The sequence below is a fragment of the Streptomyces sp. NPDC090106 genome, assembly GCF_044747265.1.
Lineage (GTDB): Bacteria > Actinomycetota > Actinomycetes > Streptomycetales > Streptomycetaceae > Streptomyces.
In genome coordinates, this window is the sequence record NZ_JBIVDS010000001.1 from 696,601 (window position 1) to 713,060 (window position 16,460).

The 16,460-nt window shown below is 72.1% G+C and carries 19 protein-coding genes; 8 read left to right on the plus strand and 11 right to left on the minus strand.

Annotation, left to right across the window (positions count from 1 at the left end):
- Positions 1-173 precede the first annotated feature (173 nt).
- From ACIPSE_RS03095 to ACIPSE_RS03125, 7 genes are all read right to left on the minus strand, one after another.
- The gene (locus ACIPSE_RS03095) at positions 174-911 is read right to left on the minus strand and encodes a hypothetical protein (RefSeq protein ID WP_401656783.1); all 738 of its coding nucleotides are present in this window, start codon (positions 909-911) and stop codon (positions 174-176) included.
- Positions 912-944: 33 nt separating this feature from the next.
- Positions 945-1,568, minus strand: coding sequence for an RNA polymerase sigma factor (locus ACIPSE_RS03100; protein WP_401656785.1), 624 nt, complete (start codon positions 1,566-1,568; stop codon positions 945-947).
- A gap of 83 nt (positions 1,569-1,651) precedes the next feature.
- A complete protein-coding gene (locus tag ACIPSE_RS03105; protein WP_401656787.1) occupies positions 1,652-2,083 on the minus strand; it encodes a hypothetical protein in 432 nt (143 codons plus the stop codon).
- Positions 2,084-2,170: 87 nt separating this feature from the next.
- Entirely contained in the window at positions 2,171-2,590 is a 420-nt protein-coding gene (locus ACIPSE_RS03110) for a hypothetical protein (RefSeq protein WP_401656789.1), read from the minus strand.
- A gap of 326 nt (positions 2,591-2,916) precedes the next feature.
- Positions 2,917-3,462: a hypothetical protein gene (locus ACIPSE_RS03115; RefSeq protein ID WP_401656792.1), complete on the minus strand. Its 546-nt coding sequence runs from the start codon at positions 3,460-3,462 to the stop codon at positions 2,917-2,919.
- Positions 3,463-3,538: 76 nt separating this feature from the next.
- Positions 3,539-4,042 (minus strand): hypothetical protein, encoded by a 504-nt coding sequence (locus ACIPSE_RS03120; RefSeq protein ID WP_401656794.1) that lies wholly within the window; start codon positions 4,040-4,042, stop codon positions 3,539-3,541.
- A 127-nt stretch (positions 4,043-4,169) separates the two neighbouring features.
- Positions 4,170-5,762 (minus strand): glycoside hydrolase family 20 protein, encoded by a 1,593-nt coding sequence (locus tag ACIPSE_RS03125; RefSeq protein WP_401657650.1) that lies wholly within the window; start codon positions 5,760-5,762, stop codon positions 4,170-4,172.
- A gap of 209 nt (positions 5,763-5,971) precedes the next feature.
- Here ACIPSE_RS03125 and ACIPSE_RS03130 point away from each other — a divergent pair, with 209 nt between their 5' ends.
- The 6 genes from ACIPSE_RS03130 (at position 5,972) to ACIPSE_RS03155 (ending at position 10,950) form a co-directional block, all read left to right on the plus strand.
- Positions 5,972-6,544 carry a 2-oxo-4-hydroxy-4-carboxy-5-ureidoimidazoline decarboxylase gene (locus ACIPSE_RS03130; protein WP_401656796.1) on the plus strand — a complete coding sequence of 191 codons (573 nt, stop codon included), beginning with the start codon at positions 5,972-5,974 and terminating at the stop codon, positions 6,542-6,544.
- 200 nt (positions 6,545-6,744) lie between these two features.
- Positions 6,745-7,125: a succinate dehydrogenase, cytochrome b556 subunit gene (gene sdhC, locus ACIPSE_RS03135; RefSeq protein ID WP_401656798.1), complete on the plus strand. Its 381-nt coding sequence runs from the start codon at positions 6,745-6,747 to the stop codon at positions 7,123-7,125.
- A 5-nt stretch (positions 7,126-7,130) separates the two neighbouring features.
- On the plus strand, positions 7,131-7,619 hold the full coding sequence (locus tag ACIPSE_RS03140) for a succinate dehydrogenase hydrophobic membrane anchor subunit (protein ID WP_401656800.1): 489 nt from the start codon (positions 7,131-7,133) through the stop codon (positions 7,617-7,619).
- Between the two features lie 32 nt (positions 7,620-7,651).
- Positions 7,652-9,406, plus strand: coding sequence for a succinate dehydrogenase flavoprotein subunit (gene sdhA, locus ACIPSE_RS03145; RefSeq protein WP_401656802.1), 1,755 nt, complete (start codon positions 7,652-7,654; stop codon positions 9,404-9,406).
- Positions 9,406-10,167 carry a succinate dehydrogenase iron-sulfur subunit gene (locus tag ACIPSE_RS03150; RefSeq protein ID WP_401656805.1) on the plus strand — a complete coding sequence of 254 codons (762 nt, stop codon included), beginning with the start codon at positions 9,406-9,408 and terminating at the stop codon, positions 10,165-10,167. Before sdhA ends, ACIPSE_RS03150 begins: the two co-directional genes overlap by 1 nt.
- 168 nt (positions 10,168-10,335) lie before the next feature.
- Complete coding sequence (locus ACIPSE_RS03155; protein WP_401656807.1) at positions 10,336-10,950, plus strand: Uma2 family endonuclease; 615 nt, start codon at positions 10,336-10,338, stop codon at positions 10,948-10,950.
- A 10-nt stretch (positions 10,951-10,960) separates the two neighbouring features.
- On the opposite strand, the gene ACIPSE_RS03160 is transcribed toward ACIPSE_RS03155, so the two are convergent.
- From ACIPSE_RS03160 to ACIPSE_RS03170, 3 genes are all read right to left on the minus strand, one after another.
- Positions 10,961-13,432, minus strand: a complete 2,472-nt coding sequence (locus tag ACIPSE_RS03160) for a DUF4132 domain-containing protein (RefSeq protein ID WP_401656810.1) — start codon at positions 13,430-13,432, stop codon at positions 10,961-10,963.
- On the minus strand, positions 13,429-13,821 hold the full coding sequence (locus tag ACIPSE_RS03165; protein WP_401656812.1) for a hypothetical protein: 393 nt from the start codon (positions 13,819-13,821) through the stop codon (positions 13,429-13,431). The genes ACIPSE_RS03160 and ACIPSE_RS03165 overlap by 4 nt, the downstream gene beginning before the upstream one ends.
- Positions 13,822-13,891: 70 nt before the next feature.
- On the minus strand, positions 13,892-14,314 hold the full coding sequence (locus ACIPSE_RS03170; protein WP_401656814.1) for a hypothetical protein: 423 nt from the start codon (positions 14,312-14,314) through the stop codon (positions 13,892-13,894).
- Between the two features lie 145 nt (positions 14,315-14,459).
- Here ACIPSE_RS03170 and ACIPSE_RS03175 point away from each other — a divergent pair, with 145 nt between their 5' ends.
- On the plus strand, positions 14,460-14,885 hold the full coding sequence (locus tag ACIPSE_RS03175) for a VOC family protein (RefSeq protein ID WP_401656816.1): 426 nt from the start codon (positions 14,460-14,462) through the stop codon (positions 14,883-14,885).
- A gap of 61 nt (positions 14,886-14,946) precedes the next feature.
- Here the strand turns inward: ACIPSE_RS03175 and ACIPSE_RS03180 are convergent, their stop codons facing one another.
- Complete coding sequence (locus ACIPSE_RS03180; protein WP_401656818.1) at positions 14,947-15,672, minus strand: Mut7-C RNAse domain-containing protein; 726 nt, start codon at positions 15,670-15,672, stop codon at positions 14,947-14,949.
- Positions 15,673-15,728: 56 nt separating this feature from the next.
- On the opposite strand from ACIPSE_RS03180, the gene ACIPSE_RS03185 reads away from it, so the two are divergent.
- On the plus strand, positions 15,729-16,460 hold the full coding sequence (locus ACIPSE_RS03185; RefSeq protein WP_401656820.1) for a TetR family transcriptional regulator: 732 nt from the start codon (positions 15,729-15,731) through the stop codon (positions 16,458-16,460).

The following is a 16,460-nucleotide window of genomic DNA, read 5'->3' on the forward strand; positions in this document are numbered from 1 at the left end:
CGTGAAGGCGGGGGCGAGGGCGGGGGTGTGACAGAAAACGCACCCGTGGCGCTGTAGGAAGTACGGGTCGCCGCGCGGCCCGTACCGCGCGACGGCCGGGGCCTCTCCTGTGGGGGGTGGCGGCCCCGGTCGTCTCCGCGATGACGGCGCCCGTCCGCGCGACGACGGTGCCGCTACTGCTTCTTCTTGCCATTGCCATTGCCGTTGCCGTCGGCGCCGCCGTCGGCATTGCCGCTCGCGCTGTTCTCGGCCTTGGCGGACTGCCGGGCCTTCGCGCTCGCCGCGGCACCCGTGGTCCTGTCGGCCTTGACGCCCTCGTCGTCCGCGGCCAGTCGGCCCGCGCAGTACGCGGCCACGTTCTCCGCGCCGCCCGCCGCCTCGGCCAGCCGCTGCCACACGGCGGAGTCCAGCGCCTTGCCGCGTCCCTGGAGCTTCTCGTAGGAGCGGCAGTGCGCCTCGGTGTCCTGGGCGGTGACGGGACGTCCGGAGTCGGCGGGCGCGGGGGTCGCGGGCGTCGCTGGGGCCGTCGTGCCGGGGCGCGCGGTGGCGGACGACGTCTCCCGGGCCGCGCGCGGGGCGGAACCACCGGAGGACGCGCCGATCGCCGCGAACGCGACCCCGCCGAGGGCGAGGCCCGCCACCGCGACGGAGAGCGTGGTGCGGACCGCGAAGGGGCGGCGGCGCTCCCCGGCGGGCCGCCAGTCGTCCCGGCGGCGGGTGCGGGCCCGGTGCGCCCCGGTGTCCCGCGCGGTCCGGAACGCGGCGACGGCCTCCCGCTCGCCGAGGTCCCCGCCCCGGTCGCCGGGGCGGTCCTCGCGCATGGCGTCGGCCAGCAGCGCCTCGACCCCGGACACGGTGCCGCGCGCCCGCCGGCGGCCGGAGGCCCCGCCGCCGTTCAGCCCTTCACCCATGTCCGTCCCTGTCCTCGTCCGGTCCGCGTGCGGTCATGTCGACTCCCCCAGCGTGCGGGCGTCGTCATCCGTCACACCCTCGACGCCCAGTTGCCGGGCCAGCCGCTTCAGCCCCCGGTAGGCGGCGGTGCGCACCGCGCCGGGACGCTTGCCGAGGACGCGGGCGGCGGCGGGCCCGTCGAGCCCGACGACCACCCGCAGCAGCACGGCCTCGGCCTGGTCGCGCGGCAGTCCCCGGACCAGGTCCAGGGCGTGCTCGGTGGACAGCGACTCCAGCGCCTGGTCATGGGTGCTGTACGGGCCGGGCAGGTCCAGTACGTCCTGTTCCAGCGCCGCCGAGCGGGGCCGCACCTTCTGCCGGCGCAGATGGTCCAGGGCCCGGTGCCGGGCGATGGTCGCCGTCCAGCCGCGAAAACCCGCCCCGTCGCCCCGGAACCGGCCGAGGTCGCGGGCGATCTCCAGCCAGGCGTCGGAGGCCACGTCCTCGGCGTCGTCGCCGACGATCCCGCGCAGATACCCGAGCAGACCCGGCTGGACGATCCGGTACGCGACCGCGAAGGCGCTCTCGTCGCCCTCCTGGGCCCGCGCGACGGCGGCGCCGAGCTCCTCGTCGTACACCTGTACGCGGCGGGGTTCGCCTCCGCCTCCTCGCGCCAAGAACAGTCCTCGATCGTGCCGGTGTTCGTCCCAGGTCCCTCACGGTCCTCAGCGCCGGGCACCGCGGAAGTGTCACAGCCCGCTCAGGCCGCGGCCCGCCGCGCCCGCCCGTGCAGGGTCAGGTAGAAGGTGCGCAGGGAGTCCTCGGGGCCGCCCGAGCCGAAGCGGTTGAGGACCTTGCCGAGCGGGTTCCAGACCCGGCCGTCGGGCATCCGCACCCCGACCGGCTGACCGAAGTACGCGCGCTGGCCCTCGTCCAGGTCGACCCACTCCGCGCCCGCCCGGCGGACCAGCACCTCGCCGACGTACGCACCGAGCCCGGCGAGCGGTTCGCGGGCCGTCTCCTGGTCGGCGCCGCCCTTGCGCAGGCCGTCGACCAGGAAGTCGACGACCCGCAGACTGGCCACCGAGTAGTCCAGCGGCAGCCTGCTGCGCGCGGTGATCCGCGCGACGAACTCCGCGGCCCGTGCCCGCATCCCGCCCGCGCACGGCACCCGTCCGGCCTGCTGTTCCATGAGCCCCCACCCCTTCGTTCCGGTCTCCCGCTGTTCCAGCGGACGGGGGCGGACGAACATCACAGGGGCGGCCGGGGACGGGCCCTCTCAGCGGCCCGCGCCGCCGTCCCCGGCGTCTCCGGCGTCCCGGCACAGCAGCCGCAGCGACCCGTGGCCGCCGAAGCAGCGCCGGGCCTCGTCCATGGGCTCCCACAGCCGCCCGTCCGGGGTGCGGACCCAGTACGCGCCGCCGCTCACCCGCCACTCGGCGCCGGTCCGCCGGACGATCACCTCACCGGCGTACGCGCCGAAGCCGCGCAGCACCGTCTCCACGGCGGGGTACGGGGTCCCCTCGCGCCGCAGGTCCTCGATCATCCGGTCCACGCGCCACAGGCTCTGCGCCGAGTAGTCGAGCCGTACCCGGGCGCCCTCGCGCATCGTCGCCACCGTGTCCGCCGCCCACCGCAGGGGTTTCGCCGCGGCGGAGTGCCTCGTCTCGTGGTGTGTCGTCTCGTGGTGTGTCGTCACATCCCCAAGAGCGTCCGGGACCTCGCGGACGTCACCCCGATCGGGCGCCCCGCACCGGACCGGCGCGGGACCGCCACGCCCCCGGCACGGGACGTCCACGGGCGGGACATCCACGGGCGGGAGGTGACGGTCGGCCGGTCCCGTGCGCTCTTGTCAGTGATGAGCATCCGTTCCCGCCTCCGCGCCACGGCACCGGCGTCCCCGGGCCACCCGGGGCGCCAAGGGCCCACGCACCCGGGCGGTCCCCGGCGGCCGGGCCCACCGGCACCGCGCCCCGGGCCGGTCTCCGGCGCGCCGTCGCCGCGCGGGCGTGCGGGCGTGCGCGGTCAGGTCCGGCCGCGGGCCCGCCGCGACACCACCGCCCGCAGCACGCGCCGCCCCTCCACGGAGACTTCGAGGGCGCGCCGCAGCCCGCCCTGGCCGTGCCCGGCGAGCACCTCCAGGACGGTGATCTGGCGCCGCAGTTCGGCGGCGACGAGCGGCGGCATGCCCTCGGTGCGGCCCGCGCGCCGGTCGTCGACGGACCCGGCGTCCCGGGCCGGGTCGAGGAGCCGGTGGATGCGCAGGGAGGCGACGGAACAGGCGTCGGCCCACTCCCGCAGCGCGTCGGCGCCCCGGTCCTCGGGGGCCGCCTCCAGCATCCGGCGGGCGAGGACGGAGGCCTCGTCGTCCTCGGGTCCCTCGCCGAGCTTGGCGCGCGCGGCGACCAGCTCCGCGCCCCAGTCGCCGGTGTCGGCGAGTCCGGCCCACAGGGGGCGCAGGGCCTCGTCGTCATCGCCGCCGAGCAGCGGCACGCACCGGTCCAAACAAGCCAACCCGCTGGCGGCCAGTCCGCGTTCGTCGGCCTGAGCGATCAGCTCCACCAGACTCATCCACGCCTCCCTCGGGTGCGGCCGATCCCTTACGGAGGCCGCACTTCCCCTTACTGCGTGCGATGAGGCACGAGTGTCACAGGGGTACGACCGTAAGCCGGTCGAGCAGCAAGAAGAAGAGGTTTTCGGCCAACGGATCGGCATCGGCGGTCAGGACGTCGAGGAGCGGACCGCTCTCCACGGCACGTCCGGCCTCCCCGGCCCAGGCCACGGCCCGTTCGGCGGCGTCGGACGGCTCCAGGAAGTAGTCCTCCAGCGCGAGCCCCTCGGCACCGTCCCCGAGGTACCCGGCCATCGCGGTGCGCGCCAGACAGGTCGTCCACGCCCCGCTCTCGGGTCCGGCCGCCTCCACGACCACGCAGTCGCTGTCCATCACGTACCCGAACAGCGCGGGCGCCCCGGTCTCCCGGGCCAGCGTGTTCATGGACCCGACGTCGCCCTCCCCGCTCGGGTACTCCCACACCTGCCAGCCCCCGGCCGCCCGCGTGCGCAGGCTCAGCCCGTCGATCCCCGCCAGCGCGTCCGTCTCCCCGAGCGGCCGCTCGCTGCGGCCCACGACGAAGTACCCCCAGTAGCCCATCTCCGGCTCCCCCCGGTGTATCGGCTGCGGCCCGTGGGCGAATACACCACAGTCGCACGGCAGTTCGCAGCCATACGGGCCAATCCGCCCGGCTTCATCCCACGCGGACGGCGACGGGGCGGGTCTCTCAGCCCAGTTCGCCGGCCAGTGCCTTGAACTGCGCCCAGGACCGGGTCGGTTCGCGCGCGTCCCACAGCTTCTGCACGACGGCGCGCAGGGGCATCCGGATGCCGGCCGCGACCTGGTCCTGGGTCTGGGAGCCGGACAGGTCGCACCAGACGGCGAAGGAGCCGCCGAGGATCTGCCCGTCGTACTTCGCGGAGACCGGCTCGGTGCCGCGCAGCACCCGGGGCGTCCAGGACGCGTAGATCCGCTCCCCGGTCGGGTAGACGAAGGTGTTGGGCTCTCCGAGCACGTAGTACAGGTACTCGTCGTTGTAGTTGACGACGTCCCGCCCGGCGCTCAGGTACGAGACGGGCTGCCGCGCCCCGATCTCCTTGCCCGTCCAGTACGCCACCTGGAGGTCCTCGGCGGGCGCGACGGACGTACCGGCGTAGAACCCGTCGTTCCAGGCGCGCAGGGTCTTGCCGTGCGCGCGGACGGTGTCGGCGCGGTCGTTGAGCCAGCCGGTGGCGAGGTCCGCGACGGTCCCGCCGGAGCCGTAGGCCTCGGTCGCCGCGGCGGCGAGCTGCGGGTAGGAGGCGGCCGGGTCGGAGACCGTCAGGGCCTGGTACTCGTCGCCGCCGAGGTTCCAGCGGTCGCCGGGGAACAGCTCGGCGTACTCGTCGAGGAGTTCGTCGACGATCGTGGCGGCGGCGTCCTCGGAGATGTCGACGGCGCCGCGTGCCGCCACCCCCCGCACGCTGGTGAGCTGGAGGTCCTTGTGCGCGGCGATGACGGCGCCGAGGTGCGCCGGCGAGTCGATCTCCGGGACGATCGTGATGTGCCGGCTCTCCGCGAGGCCGATGATGTCCTCGACCTCGGCCTTGGTCAGGTGCTGGGCGGAGACGACCTCGGGATGGCTCGTGGAGGCGATCCGGAACCCCTGGTCGTCGGAGAAGTGCAGCCCGAGCTCGTTGAACTTCAGGTCGCCGAGCTCCCGGACCCGGTCCTCGATCCAGTCCGCGGTGAAGTGCTTGCGCGCGATGTCGAGCATGAACCCGCGCACCGGTTTGGCGGGCGCGTCCCGCACGACGCCCTCCGGCGCCGTGCCGCCGCCGTGCACGGTCTGCTTCAGGGTCCGCGTCCCGTAGAACACCCCCGCGTCGGAGGGCCCGCTGACGGTCACCCGCCCCCCGCGCACGGTCATCGTGTACGACTCCGGGTCCGCGCCCTCGTCGTCGCCGAGCGCGAGCCGCAGCTCCCCGGCCTCGACGTCGCTCTTCTCCCCCGCGTACGTCAGCCCCAGCTCGCCGGCGATCAGCCGTCCCTCGTCGGCCAGTGCGGCGTCGTCGACGACGACCCGGGCACCGCGCTGCGGACGCCAGCCGGGCCCGCGGGCCGGGGTGTGCGCCCGCACGGCGGGGATCGTGCGGGGGGTCTCGGAGAGCGGGTAGCTGCGGGTGGGGCTGGGACTGGGGGACGGGCCGCGCGAGGAGGCCTCCGACGCCGCGGACCGCGAGGAGGAGCCCACGGCCGCCCCGGCGGGCCCGCTGTCGCCGCCGGTGGCCCAGACGCCCACGCCGACGCCCGCGAGGACCGTCACGGCCACCGCCGTCATGACGAGGACCCGCGTCCTCGTCCCCTTCTCCTTGGGCCGTCTGTGCTGAGTCACGACGCCAACCTAGGACCCCTGGATGGCCGGAACGGTCCACCACACGTTCCGAAACTCTCCCGTTCGAGTGAAATTCGTGCATCCGTCGGACACGTCAGGTCCCCACTCGATAACGTGACGCAACACCTCGCCCAGCATCCTCTGCCGAAACACACGTGACGCCCACACACCTCTCCGGCCGACCGGCCATACCGTCGCTGCCCACCGTTCTGGACGCCTTCAACATCGCGCCCGCGGACGCCGCGCGCAAGCTCCTCCTGGACTGCCTGCGCAGCCTGCGCTGGGCCGACCGCGTGGCCGCCCACCGCCCCTACCCCGACGCACCCGCCCTACTCGCGGCCTGCGACGAGGCGGCGTACGACCTGACGGCGGGCGATCTGGCGGAGGCGCTCGCGGGCGAGACCCTGCCGAGTCTGCCGGACGACGCGTACGGCGCCGCCCACATGGCCCTCGGCGCCGCGCACGCCGCCTACGAGGCCAAGTTCGGGCACGCGTTCGTGATCTGCCTGGACGCGCTCCACCCGGACGAGGCCCTGGACCACGTACTGGCGGAAATCCGGTCACGATTGACGAACGATCCCGAGGACGAGCGGGTCGTGGCGGCCGACGAGCTGAGGGACCTGGCCAAGGGACGCCTGCTGAACCTGCTCAGGAACGCGGTGCCGGGCGCCGGACCTGGCACGGGACCGATGGCGGGGCCGATCCCGGGACCGTGCGTCGGTCCGTAGCCGGCGCACACCGGGACAGCCCACCCCATTAGCCGCACCACTCACCCAAACGCGTGCCACTTTGATCACACCGGCAGGCCCGGCGTAAGCCGGACCCCGCCACATCGCTAACATGCTGGGGGCCGGTGGACCGTACCCGGCCGGGCCCACCGACCGCACAAGCCGGCGCGGCCCCAATCCCCGCTCCCGGAGGAACTTCCGTGCCGGCTGGAACGCTGTACCGCGGCCGGGAAGGAATGTGGTCCTGGGTGGCTCATCGAGTCACCGGCGTCCTCATTTTCTTCTTCCTGTTCGTTCACGTGCTGGACACCGCTCTCGTCCGCGTCTCCCCTGAGGACTACGACCGGGTCGTAGCGACGTACAAGACGCCGATCGTCGCCGTGCTGGAGTACGGCCTCGTCGCCGCCATCCTCTTCCACGCGCTCAACGGCCTTCGCGTCATCGCCGTCGACTTCTGGTCGAAGGGCCCGCGCTACCAGAAGCAGATGCTCTGGTCCGTCGTCGGCCTGTGGGTCGTGCTGATGGTCGGGGCGATCTACCCCGTCCTCGGCCACGCCGCTCGTGAACTCTTCGGGAGCTGACGCAGATGTCCACCACCGAGAAGACCGCTGACGTGTCCGGGATCGGCCCCGTCGAGGGCGAGGCCCTCTACAACGTCGACAACCCGGCCCCCCTGATCGAGGCGCCGCGCAAGCGGACGAAGAAGACCCCGAAGTCCACCCGGGGCAACTTCGAGATGTACGGCTGGCTGTTCATGCGCCTGTCCGGCATCGTCCTGGTCGTCCTCGTCCTCGGCCACCTGCTGATCCAGCTCGTGCTGGACGGCGGCGTGTCGAAGATCGGCTTCGCGTTCGTCGCCGGCCGCTGGGCCTCGCCGTTCTGGCAGGTCTGGGATCTGCTGATGCTCTGGCTGGCGATGCTGCACGGCGCCAACGGCCTGCGCACGGTCATCAACGACTACGCGGAACGCGCGAACACCCGGCTGTGGCTCAAGGGCCTGCTCTACACCGCCACGGTGTTCACCATCCTGCTGGGCACGCTGGTGATCTTCACCTTCGACCCGAACATCCGCTAGGCCACGGGACCGAGGGACTGAGGAATTTCCTGATGAAGATCCACAAGTACGACACCGTCATCGTCGGCGCGGGCGGCGCCGGTATGCGCGCCGCCATCGAGTCGACGAAGCGCAGCCGCACCGCCGTGCTCACCAAGCTCTACCCCACCCGCTCCCACACGGGCGCCGCGCAGGGCGGCATGGCCGCCGCGCTGGCCAACGTGGAGGAGGACAACTGGGAGTGGCACACCTTCGACACGGTCAAGGGCGGTGACTACCTGGTCGACCAGGACGCCGCCGAGATCCTGGCGAAGGAAGCCATCGACGCGGTCCTCGACCTGGAGAAGATGGGCCTGCCGTTCAACCGGACGCCCGACGGGACGATCGACCAGCGCCGCTTCGGCGGTCACTCGCGCAACCACGGCGAGGCCCCGGTCCGCCGGTCCTGCTACGCCGCGGACCGCACCGGCCACATGATCCTCCAGACGCTGTACCAGAACTGCGTGAAAGAGGGCGTGGAGTTCTTCAACGAGTTCTACGTCCTCGACCAGCTGATCACCGAGGTCGACGGTGTGAAGCGGTCCTCGGGCGTGGTCGCGTACGAGCTGGCCACCGGCGAGATCCACATCTTCCAGGCGAAGGCCGTGATCTACGCCTCCGGCGGCACCGGCAAGTTCTTCAAGGTGACGTCGAACGCCCACACGCTGACCGGTGACGGCCAGGCCGCGGTCTACCGCCGCGGGCTGCCGCTGGAGGACATGGAGTTCTTCCAGTTCCACCCGACCGGCATCTGGCGCATGGGCATCCTGCTGACGGAGGGCGCCCGCGGTGAGGGCGGCATCCTCCGCAACAAGGACGGCGAGCGCTTCATGGAGAAGTACGCGCCGGTCATGAAGGACCTCGCGTCCCGTGACGTCGTGTCCCGCTCCATCTACACGGAGATCCGTGAGGGCCGCGGCTGCGGCCCCGAGGGCGACCACGTCTACCTCGACCTCACGCACCTCCCGCCGGAGCAGCTCGACGCGAAGCTCCCGGACATCACGGAGTTCGCGCGCACCTACCTCGGTATCGAGCCGTACACGGACCCGATCCCGATCCAGCCGACCGCGCACTACGCCATGGGCGGCATCCCGACGAACGTCGAGGGTGAGGTCCTGTCGGACAACACCACGGTCGTCCCGGGCCTGTACGCCGCCGGCGAGGTCGCCTGCGTGTCCGTGCACGGCGCGAACCGGCTGGGCACCAACTCCCTGCTCGACATCAACGTGTTCGGCCGCCGGGCCGGTATCGCGGCGGCCGAGTACAGCCACACGGCGGACTTCGTCGAGCTGCCGGAGAACCCGGCGCAGCTGGTCGAGGAGCAGATCGAGCGGCTGCGGACGGCGACGGGCACCGAGCGGGTGGCCGTGCTCCGCAAGGAGCTGCAGGAGACCATGGACGCCAACGTCATGGTGTTCCGCACCGAGCAGACGATCAAGACGGCGGTCGAGAAGGTCGCGGAGCTGCGCGAGCGGTACAAGAACGTCTCGATCCAGGACAAGGGCAAGCGGTTCAACACGGACCTGCTGGAGGCCATCGAGCTGGGCAACCTGCTCGACCTCGCCGAGGTCATGGCGGTCTCGGCCCTCGCCCGCAAGGAGTCCCGCGGCGGTCACTACCGCGAGGACTACCCCAACCGCGACGACGTCAACTTCATGCGCCACACCATGGCGTACCGCGAGGTCGGCGACGACGGCACCGAGTCCATCCGTCTCGACTACAAGCCGGTCGTCCAGACCCGCTACCAGCCGATGGAGCGTAAGTACTGATGGCTACCCCTGTTCTGGACAAGGTGGAAGCAGAATCCGCCGCGTCCCCCTACATCACGGTCACGTTCCGGGTCCGTCGCTTCAACCCCGAGGTCTCGGCGGAAGCGACCTGGGAAGACTTCCAGCTGGAGATCGACCCGAAGGAGCGCGTCCTCGACGGTCTCCACAAGATCAAGTGGGACCTGGACGGCACGCTGACCTTCCGCCGCTCCTGCGCCCACGGGATCTGCGGGTCCGACGCGATGCGGATCAACGGCAAGAACCGCCTCGCCTGCAAGACGCTGATCAAGGACATCAACCCCGAGAAGCCGATCACGGTCGAGCCGATCAAGGGTCTGACGGTCCTGAAGGACCTGGTCGTCGACATGGACCCGTTCTTCCAGGCCTACCGCGACGTCATGCCCTTCCTGGTCACGAAGGACACGAACGAGCCGACGCGTGAGCGTCTCCAGACGGCCGAGGACCGCGAGCGCTTCGACGACACCACGAAGTGCATCCTGTGCGCCGCGTGCACGTCGTCGTGCCCGGTCTTCTGGAACGACGGCCAGTACTTCGGCCCGGCCGCCATCGTCAACGCGCACCGCTTCATCTTCGACTCGCGCGACGAGGCCGGCGAGCAGCGCCTGGAGATCCTCAACGACCGCGACGGCGTCTGGCGCTGCCGCACCACGTTCAACTGCACGGACGCCTGCCCGCGCGGTATCGAGGTCACGAAGGCGATCCAGGAAGTCAAGCGAGCCTTGATCACCCGCCGCTTCTGACCTTCCTTCCGCTCCGTCGTCCAGGGCCCCGTCCCCCGGTGGCGAGACCGGGGGACGGGGCCCTGGCACGTGCGCGGACCCCGATCGGATGAACGTGATCAAGCGGGACATCGCGGCGCACCCCGGCCTACGATGACGCTCTCGACACCAGCCCCGAGGAGGCACGCGATGACCGCTGCGTCCGTCGAGCAGTCCTTCGACGACGAGCCGTTCTCCCTCACGGCCATCGCCGACGAGATCATGGAGCGGCATCCGGGCTACCGCGTCGAGATCATCGGAGGCCACCTCCTCGTGACCTCATCCCCGGACGCCCCGCACGCCCGCGCCCTGACCGGCCTCATGATTCCCTTCATCGGGGCCGGTCTGCACGGTGCCGAGACACTGGTCCTCCAGAACATCGGCCTGTGGCTGCCGACCGGCGAGGAGGACTACGCGATCCCCGACCTGGCGATCGTGGACGCCGACATCGACGACCACCTGGTGGAGCACAACGCCTACGACCCGGCGCCCTTCCGTCTGGTCCTGGAGGTCACCTCCGCCAACTGGAAGGACGACCTGAAGACCAAGGTCACCGCGTACGCCCAGGCCAGGGTGCCGGTGTACGTGGTCGTCGACCGCAGGCACGAGCGTCTGCACGTCCTCACCGCACCGACCGCGAGCGGCTACGACACCCACCGGTTCTACGCCCCGGGCCAGTCGGTCGCCCTCCCCGCCTCGATCGGCGCCGAGGTCACGCTGGACGTGGCGGAGATCCTGAAGGCGGGAACGAGGAAGAGCGACTGACGCGGTCCGCCTACAGCTGGCTCAGGATCGTCGGGTCCATGATCTCGGTGTCGGCTGCCAGCAGCATCGCCTTGCTCAGGATGACCGCGAGCATGCGGTCGCCCTCGTAGGGGAGGTAGCCCGTTTCCGGGGTGGTGGTGGCGGACTTGGGGACGATGCAGAGGTACTGGTCGTTCGGGGTGCGGAGGATGTTGCCCGAGCCGAGGTGGATCTTGTAGGCGTGGCGGTCGCCCTTGACGTGGAGGAAGCGGCCCTCCAGGGTGCAGCGGTCGGCTATCGCGAGGCGGGGGACGAGGCGTTCGAGGAGGACGCGGCGGGTTTCGGCGCTCGCGCCGAGCTCTCCGAAGCCGTACGACGTCCAGTACTCCTGGAAACGGCCGCCGGGGCCGCCGTCCTGCCAGGTGGGGTCGTTGCCGACGCTGGCCACGCCGACGAACAGGTCGACGTCGCGCAGGACTTCGGACAGGACCAGGGGCGGGATCTCGGTCAGGGGGAGCGGGTCGACCGGGTCCTGGCCGTCGCGCAGCCACATGCTGTACTCGCCGCCCGCGCAGTGGGCGGAGTTCTCGGGGGCGTCGATCGGGTAGAAGCGGACCTGGTCGGTGCGCAGGCGCAGGTAGCTGCCGGAGTCGGTGGTGTCGACGCCGTACTCATGGCCGTCGCCCTCCGTCCAGTACTCGGCGCGCAGGCCCCACGCGGGCAGGTCCCGCATCGCCGGGGGCGCCTCGTCGTCGACGCACAGGCGGAGTCTGTTGCGCCAGCCGCGGACGGCCGCGAGGGAGTGGAACTGGTGCTGGCGCAGGACGTGCGCGGCGAAGCGGTTGGAGTAGGTGCCGGTCGTGCGTTCCGCGTCCGTGAGGAGGTACACCTCGCGGTGGGCCTGCTTGAACGGCTGGGTGATGCCGTGGCGTTCGAGCCAGTCGCGCCAGGCGACGATCTCGGCGGGCTCGTGGTCGACGGGGTGCCAGAGGGTGACCTCCCGGCCCTCGGTGACCGGGGTGTCGGCGAGGGTGCGCAGCTCGCCGTCCGTGAAGCCGACCGAGGTCCCGTCGACGGTCCACAGGAGGCGGCGGGCCAGGGCGCCGACCAGCGGGTGGTCGAGGCAGCGCTCGCGCCAGGCCGCGTAGGGCCAGACCCGGCGGGCCAGGAACTGGCGGTCCAGGCGCTCGCTCTGGGCGGAGAGCATCTTGTCGACGTCCTTCACCGCCGCCTTGAGTTCCTTCAGGTCCTCCGGATGGTCGCGGCGGACCGCGGCGGGAACGCTGCGTACGGTCTTGCCCGCGGCGTTGCGCCAGGTCAGCAGGGCCTTTGTGCCGTGCACCGTGATGATCGCCGTCGCGTCGCCGAGCACGCGCTCGGTGCGGCCCACCTCCGTCAGCCCGTAGCCGGGGACGGCCAGTTCCTCGATCTCCTCGCGGCTCAGCCCCAGCGCCTCGGCCTTCTGGTCCAGCGCCGCGTTCAGCAGCTTCAGCGTGCCCTTGAACGTCACGCGGGTGGCGAGCCGGGCGAGTTCGGCGAGGGCGGCCTCACCGTCGGTACGGGCGAGGGCGTTGACGCCGGCGTTGGCGACCTTGGGGTTGCGCGGGCCGACCCCGGCGACCTTCTTCAGCGAGGTCTCCACGAGCGCGCCGAGGGCACGGGCCGTGTCCGGGTGGGGCGGGAGGAGGGCGAGGATCCAGGTGAGGCCGCGCAGGGCGTCGGCGTTGTACGGGTCGTAGCTCTCGTTCATGTCGGGCCCGTAGGGCCAGGGGTCCAGCGGGAGGGTGCGGGGGCGGCCGACGAGGGCGAACCAGAGCACGACCCGCTGCCGGATCTCCTCGGCGTCGAGCGCTCCGACGAGCACACGGGCGCGCGCGTTCCACTTGGCGGTGGGCCGGGCGCTGGTGGCGGTGGCGGCGTGGGCGAGCAGCGCCTGCCATCCGGGGTCGTCACCGGCGTCGGTGAGGGCCCGCTCGGCCCACTCCTCGCCGACGTTGAGCGCGGGGTGGGTGAGCTTGCGCGCGATGTCGGTCAGGTGCCCTTGCTCGTACGCGCCGCAGGCGGAGCGCCGGAAGACGGCCACGACGGCGGGCGCGATCGGATGTCCGGCGGCCAGCTCCATCTCGACCAGGCCCTCGTAGTGCGCGCCGTACCAGAAGGAGTGCTGCCGGGAGAGCTCGTCGAGCTCGGCGAGGCGCTGGGCGCGCAGATGTTCGCCGGGCAGTCCCCGGCCGACGATCCCGAGCAGGGTCAGCGCGTTGGTCCGGGCGTCGGGGCCCGCCTTCTCGGAGTGGTACTGCGCGACCAGGCCCTCGGCGAGCCCCGACCGTGTCCCGGGCGGGAGTTCGGCCAGCCGGTCCAGGACGCCGCTCCACAGGCCGGCCCAGTTCCCGTTGTTGATCCTCGCGGCCTTGAGGAGGTCCGCGGCGAGTTCCCGCAGCTCGCCGGCGGCGGTCCGCTCACGGATGAGGTCCTTGTAGTGCTGGACGTGACCCATCGTCATCCCCCGACCAGCGCGACGAGCTTCAGGAACGTGACCTCGGTGCCGAGCGCCAGCTCGATCTCGTCGTCGGGGTCGGTGACCTGGCGGTCGCCGACCAGCACCAGGAACCCGTTGGCGGCGAACGCCTTCAGGGCGAGCGCGGTCTGCTTCTCGGGGTCTATGCGCCGCGGGGTGCGCAGGGCGTAGCCGTTGAGGACCCGCTCGGTGTCCTCGGGCTGGACGAGCCCCTGGAACACCTCGGGCGTGCGGGCGTTGAACTCGGCGACCTCCTGGAAGACCCTGCGCCGGATCAACTCCCCGACGCTGAGCCGCTCCTCGGCGATCTCCAGGCCCCAGCCCGCGCTGCGGCCACCGCTAGTCGTCTCGTCGACGAACGTCACCATTCCCATGCCGCCGACAGTACGGTCCGCCACTGACAACGGACCGGACGGGCGCCCGCCGGCACCGGCGACGGGCCGCTCACCTCAGCGCGGGCCTGCTCCACTCCCGCGCCCCGGCCGCCCGCATCAGCTCGACGGAGACCAGCGGATGCACCAGCTCGACGTAACGGACCTGCCCGGCCAGGGACTTGCGGAGCTGGCGGACGCTGCGGGCCCCGAACGAGGCGGCTCCCCCGCGGTCCACGACCCCGGCGGCGACGGCCAGCTTCTCGATGCCGACCTTGCACTCGCTGGACGGCGTCTCACGGCAGACGTGGATCTCGACGTCCCCCGCCCACAGCCCGAGGACCACCTTGTACCGCACCCCGGCGCCCGCGTAGGTCGCGACCGCGAGGTGCCGGTCGGCCTCCTCCTCGCCGGGACCGTCCAGTCCCAGCCGTTCGGCGACCCCGGTGAAGGCGGCCCGTACTTCCCGGAAGAAGGCTTCCGCTGCCAGACCCATCCCCGGCCCCCTCCCGCCGTACGGCAAGCGATGAGGGCACAGCGTACCGACGGAAGGGGCTTGTTCTCGGCCCAATGAGTGACCCCGGGGCCCGCCCGCACGGCAACGGGCACGGGTCGCGCACACTCGCACCTAATGTGATCGCATGTCAGATCAACAGTCGTACGAACTGCTCGGTTTCGACAACGTGCTCCTGCCCGTCGGCGACCTCGGCACCGCCGTCGGCTTCTACGAGCGCGCCGGGTTCACGGTGGCGTTCCGGCTCGACGAGGCCGGGATCGTGCTGCTGAAGGTCGGCGCCGAGACGCCCGGCATCCTGCTGCGGCAGGAGGAGCTGCTGCGCCAGGGCGCCTCCGCCGAGCGTCCGCGGGAGTGGCCCGCCCCGCGCGTGTGGCTGGAGGTCCCGGACGCGCGCGTGGCGGCCCGCGGGCTGCGCGAGGCGGGGGTGGAGCTGCTGGACGAGCCGTTCCCGGTGGCGACCGGCTGGACCGTGGAGATCGCCGACCCCTGGGGCAACGTGCTCGGCTTCACGGACTACGCCAAGCGCCCGGAGCTGGCCCGCCGCCCCTGAGCCGGGCCGCTCAGGGCGGGAACCGGGCCGGGCCGCTCAGGCCGGCATCGAGCCGGGCCGCTCAGGACGCGAACTCCGCGAGGGCGCGTTCCACGACGGCCTCCAGCCGTTCGTGGTGCGCGCCCTTCCAGTAGGCGCGCTCGCAGTCCCCGCACTGGGCGAACACGTCGTACGAGCGCTGCGTGCCGTCCGCGAGCCGGTCGGCGACCTCTTCCTTGGTGGCCGCGCGGAGCGTGCCGTTGCAGGCGGTGCAGCGGGTCCACGGGCGCAGGGCGGGACGGAACCGTCCCAGGACGTCGCGCAGCTGCTCCTCGGGCGAGGTGCTGTAGACGTAGGCGCCCGCCCACAGTTCGCGGCGGCGCAGCAGCCCGCGGTCCCGGCTGAGCATGACCCGCCGTTCGGCGGCGGAGAGCGCCGCGAGGGCCGGGTCCCCGGGGTCCGCCGACTCGTAGGAGGCGTCCACGCCGAGCAGGCGCAGGCGGCGGGCGAGGGTGCCGAGGTGGACGTCGAGGAGGAAGCGCAGCGGGGCGCCGGGCACCTGCTGGGGGCGTTCGACGGCCCGTACGGTGACGTGCTCGCCGGCGGCCGGGACGTGGGAGACGGGAACCTCCCCGCCGTCCACGAGGAGGGTCCCGGCCTCGGTGAGCGGGACTCCGAGGGACTCGACGACATGGCCCAGCGTGGACACACCGTCGACGGCGAGCGGGGTGGGTCCCTCCCGGCGTCCGTGCGGCACGAACAGGGCCAGCGAAGGGGCGACTTCCACGTGTATCTCGACTGTGCTCACCGGGGCAGAATGACATGCGGGCGGGGATCTCCTCCTGTTCATTACCCTTGCTCCTCGTGCCCGCGAAGAACGTCGACGGCGAAGGCGTGCCGTCCAGCAAGTCCGAACAGACCCGTGCCCTGATCCTGGAGACGGCCATGCGGCTGTTCCGTGAGCGCGGCTACGACAAGACGACCATGCGGGCCATCGCCCAGGAGGCCGGGGTCTCCGTGGGCAACGCGTACTACTACTTCGACGGCAAGGAACACCTGATCCAGGGGTTCTACGACCGGATCGCCGCCGAGCACCAGGTGGCCGTCCGGGAGATCCTGGCGCGGGAGAGCGACCTGGAGGCCCGTCTCGCGGGTGTGCTGCGGGCGTGGCTGGACATCGCGACGCCGTACCACGAGTTCGCGGTGCAGTTCTTCAAGAACGCCGCCGATCCCGACAGTCCGCTCAGCCCGTTCTCCCCTGAGGCGGAGCCCGCGCGCGTGGCGGCGATCAGCGTCCACCGTGAGGTCCTGGCGGGCGCGACGAGGACGAAGGTTCCCGATGAGCTCAGGGACGTCCTGCCGGAGCTGATGTGGCTCTCCCAGATGGGCCTCGTCCTGTACTGGATCTTCGACCGGACCGAGGGCCGCGAGCGCAGCTACCGGCTCGCGGACCGCGGCGCCCGGCTCACCGCGCGCGGGGTGTCCCTCGCCCGCTTCCGGGTGCTGCGGCCCCTCGTACGGGAGGTGCACGAGCTGTTCACGGACTTCCTGCCGGGGATGACGAAGGTGCTGCCGGACCCCGGCGGGAAGTCCTGA

What these genes read in the sequence shown, in the direction of transcription:
- ACIPSE_RS03105 (WP_401656787.1), bottom strand. Translation starts at nt 2,083, where the DNA reads ATGGAACAGCAGGCCGGACGGGTGCCGTGCGCGGGCGGGATGCGGGCA.
- ACIPSE_RS03170 (WP_401656814.1), bottom strand. Translation starts at nt 14,314, where the DNA reads ATGGGTCTGGCAGCGGAAGCCTTCTTCCGGGAAGTACGGGCCGCCTTC.
- ACIPSE_RS03175 (WP_401656816.1), top strand. Translation starts at nt 14,460, where the DNA reads ATGTCAGATCAACAGTCGTACGAACTGCTCGGTTTCGACAACGTGCTC.
- ACIPSE_RS03160 (WP_401656810.1), bottom strand. Translation starts at nt 13,432, where the DNA reads ATGACGATGGGTCACGTCCAGCACTACAAGGACCTCATCCGTGAGCGG.
- ACIPSE_RS03150 (WP_401656805.1), top strand. Translation starts at nt 9,406, where the DNA reads ATGGCTACCCCTGTTCTGGACAAGGTGGAAGCAGAATCCGCCGCGTCC.
- sdhA (WP_401656802.1), top strand. Translation starts at nt 7,652, where the DNA reads ATGAAGATCCACAAGTACGACACCGTCATCGTCGGCGCGGGCGGCGCC.
- ACIPSE_RS03155 (WP_401656807.1), top strand. Translation starts at nt 10,336, where the DNA reads ATGACCGCTGCGTCCGTCGAGCAGTCCTTCGACGACGAGCCGTTCTCC.
- ACIPSE_RS03140 (WP_401656800.1), top strand. Translation starts at nt 7,131, where the DNA reads ATGTCCACCACCGAGAAGACCGCTGACGTGTCCGGGATCGGCCCCGTC.
- ACIPSE_RS03165 (WP_401656812.1), bottom strand. Translation starts at nt 13,821, where the DNA reads ATGGGAATGGTGACGTTCGTCGACGAGACGACTAGCGGTGGCCGCAGC.
- ACIPSE_RS03120 (WP_401656794.1), bottom strand. Translation starts at nt 4,042, where the DNA reads ATGGGCTACTGGGGGTACTTCGTCGTGGGCCGCAGCGAGCGGCCGCTC.
- ACIPSE_RS03125 (WP_401657650.1), bottom strand. Translation starts at nt 5,762, where the DNA reads ATGACGGCGGTGGCCGTGACGGTCCTCGCGGGCGTCGGCGTGGGCGTC.
- ACIPSE_RS03115 (WP_401656792.1), bottom strand. Translation starts at nt 3,462, where the DNA reads ATGAGTCTGGTGGAGCTGATCGCTCAGGCCGACGAACGCGGACTGGCC.
- ACIPSE_RS03095 (WP_401656783.1), bottom strand. Translation starts at nt 911, where the DNA reads ATGGGTGAAGGGCTGAACGGCGGCGGGGCCTCCGGCCGCCGGCGGGCG.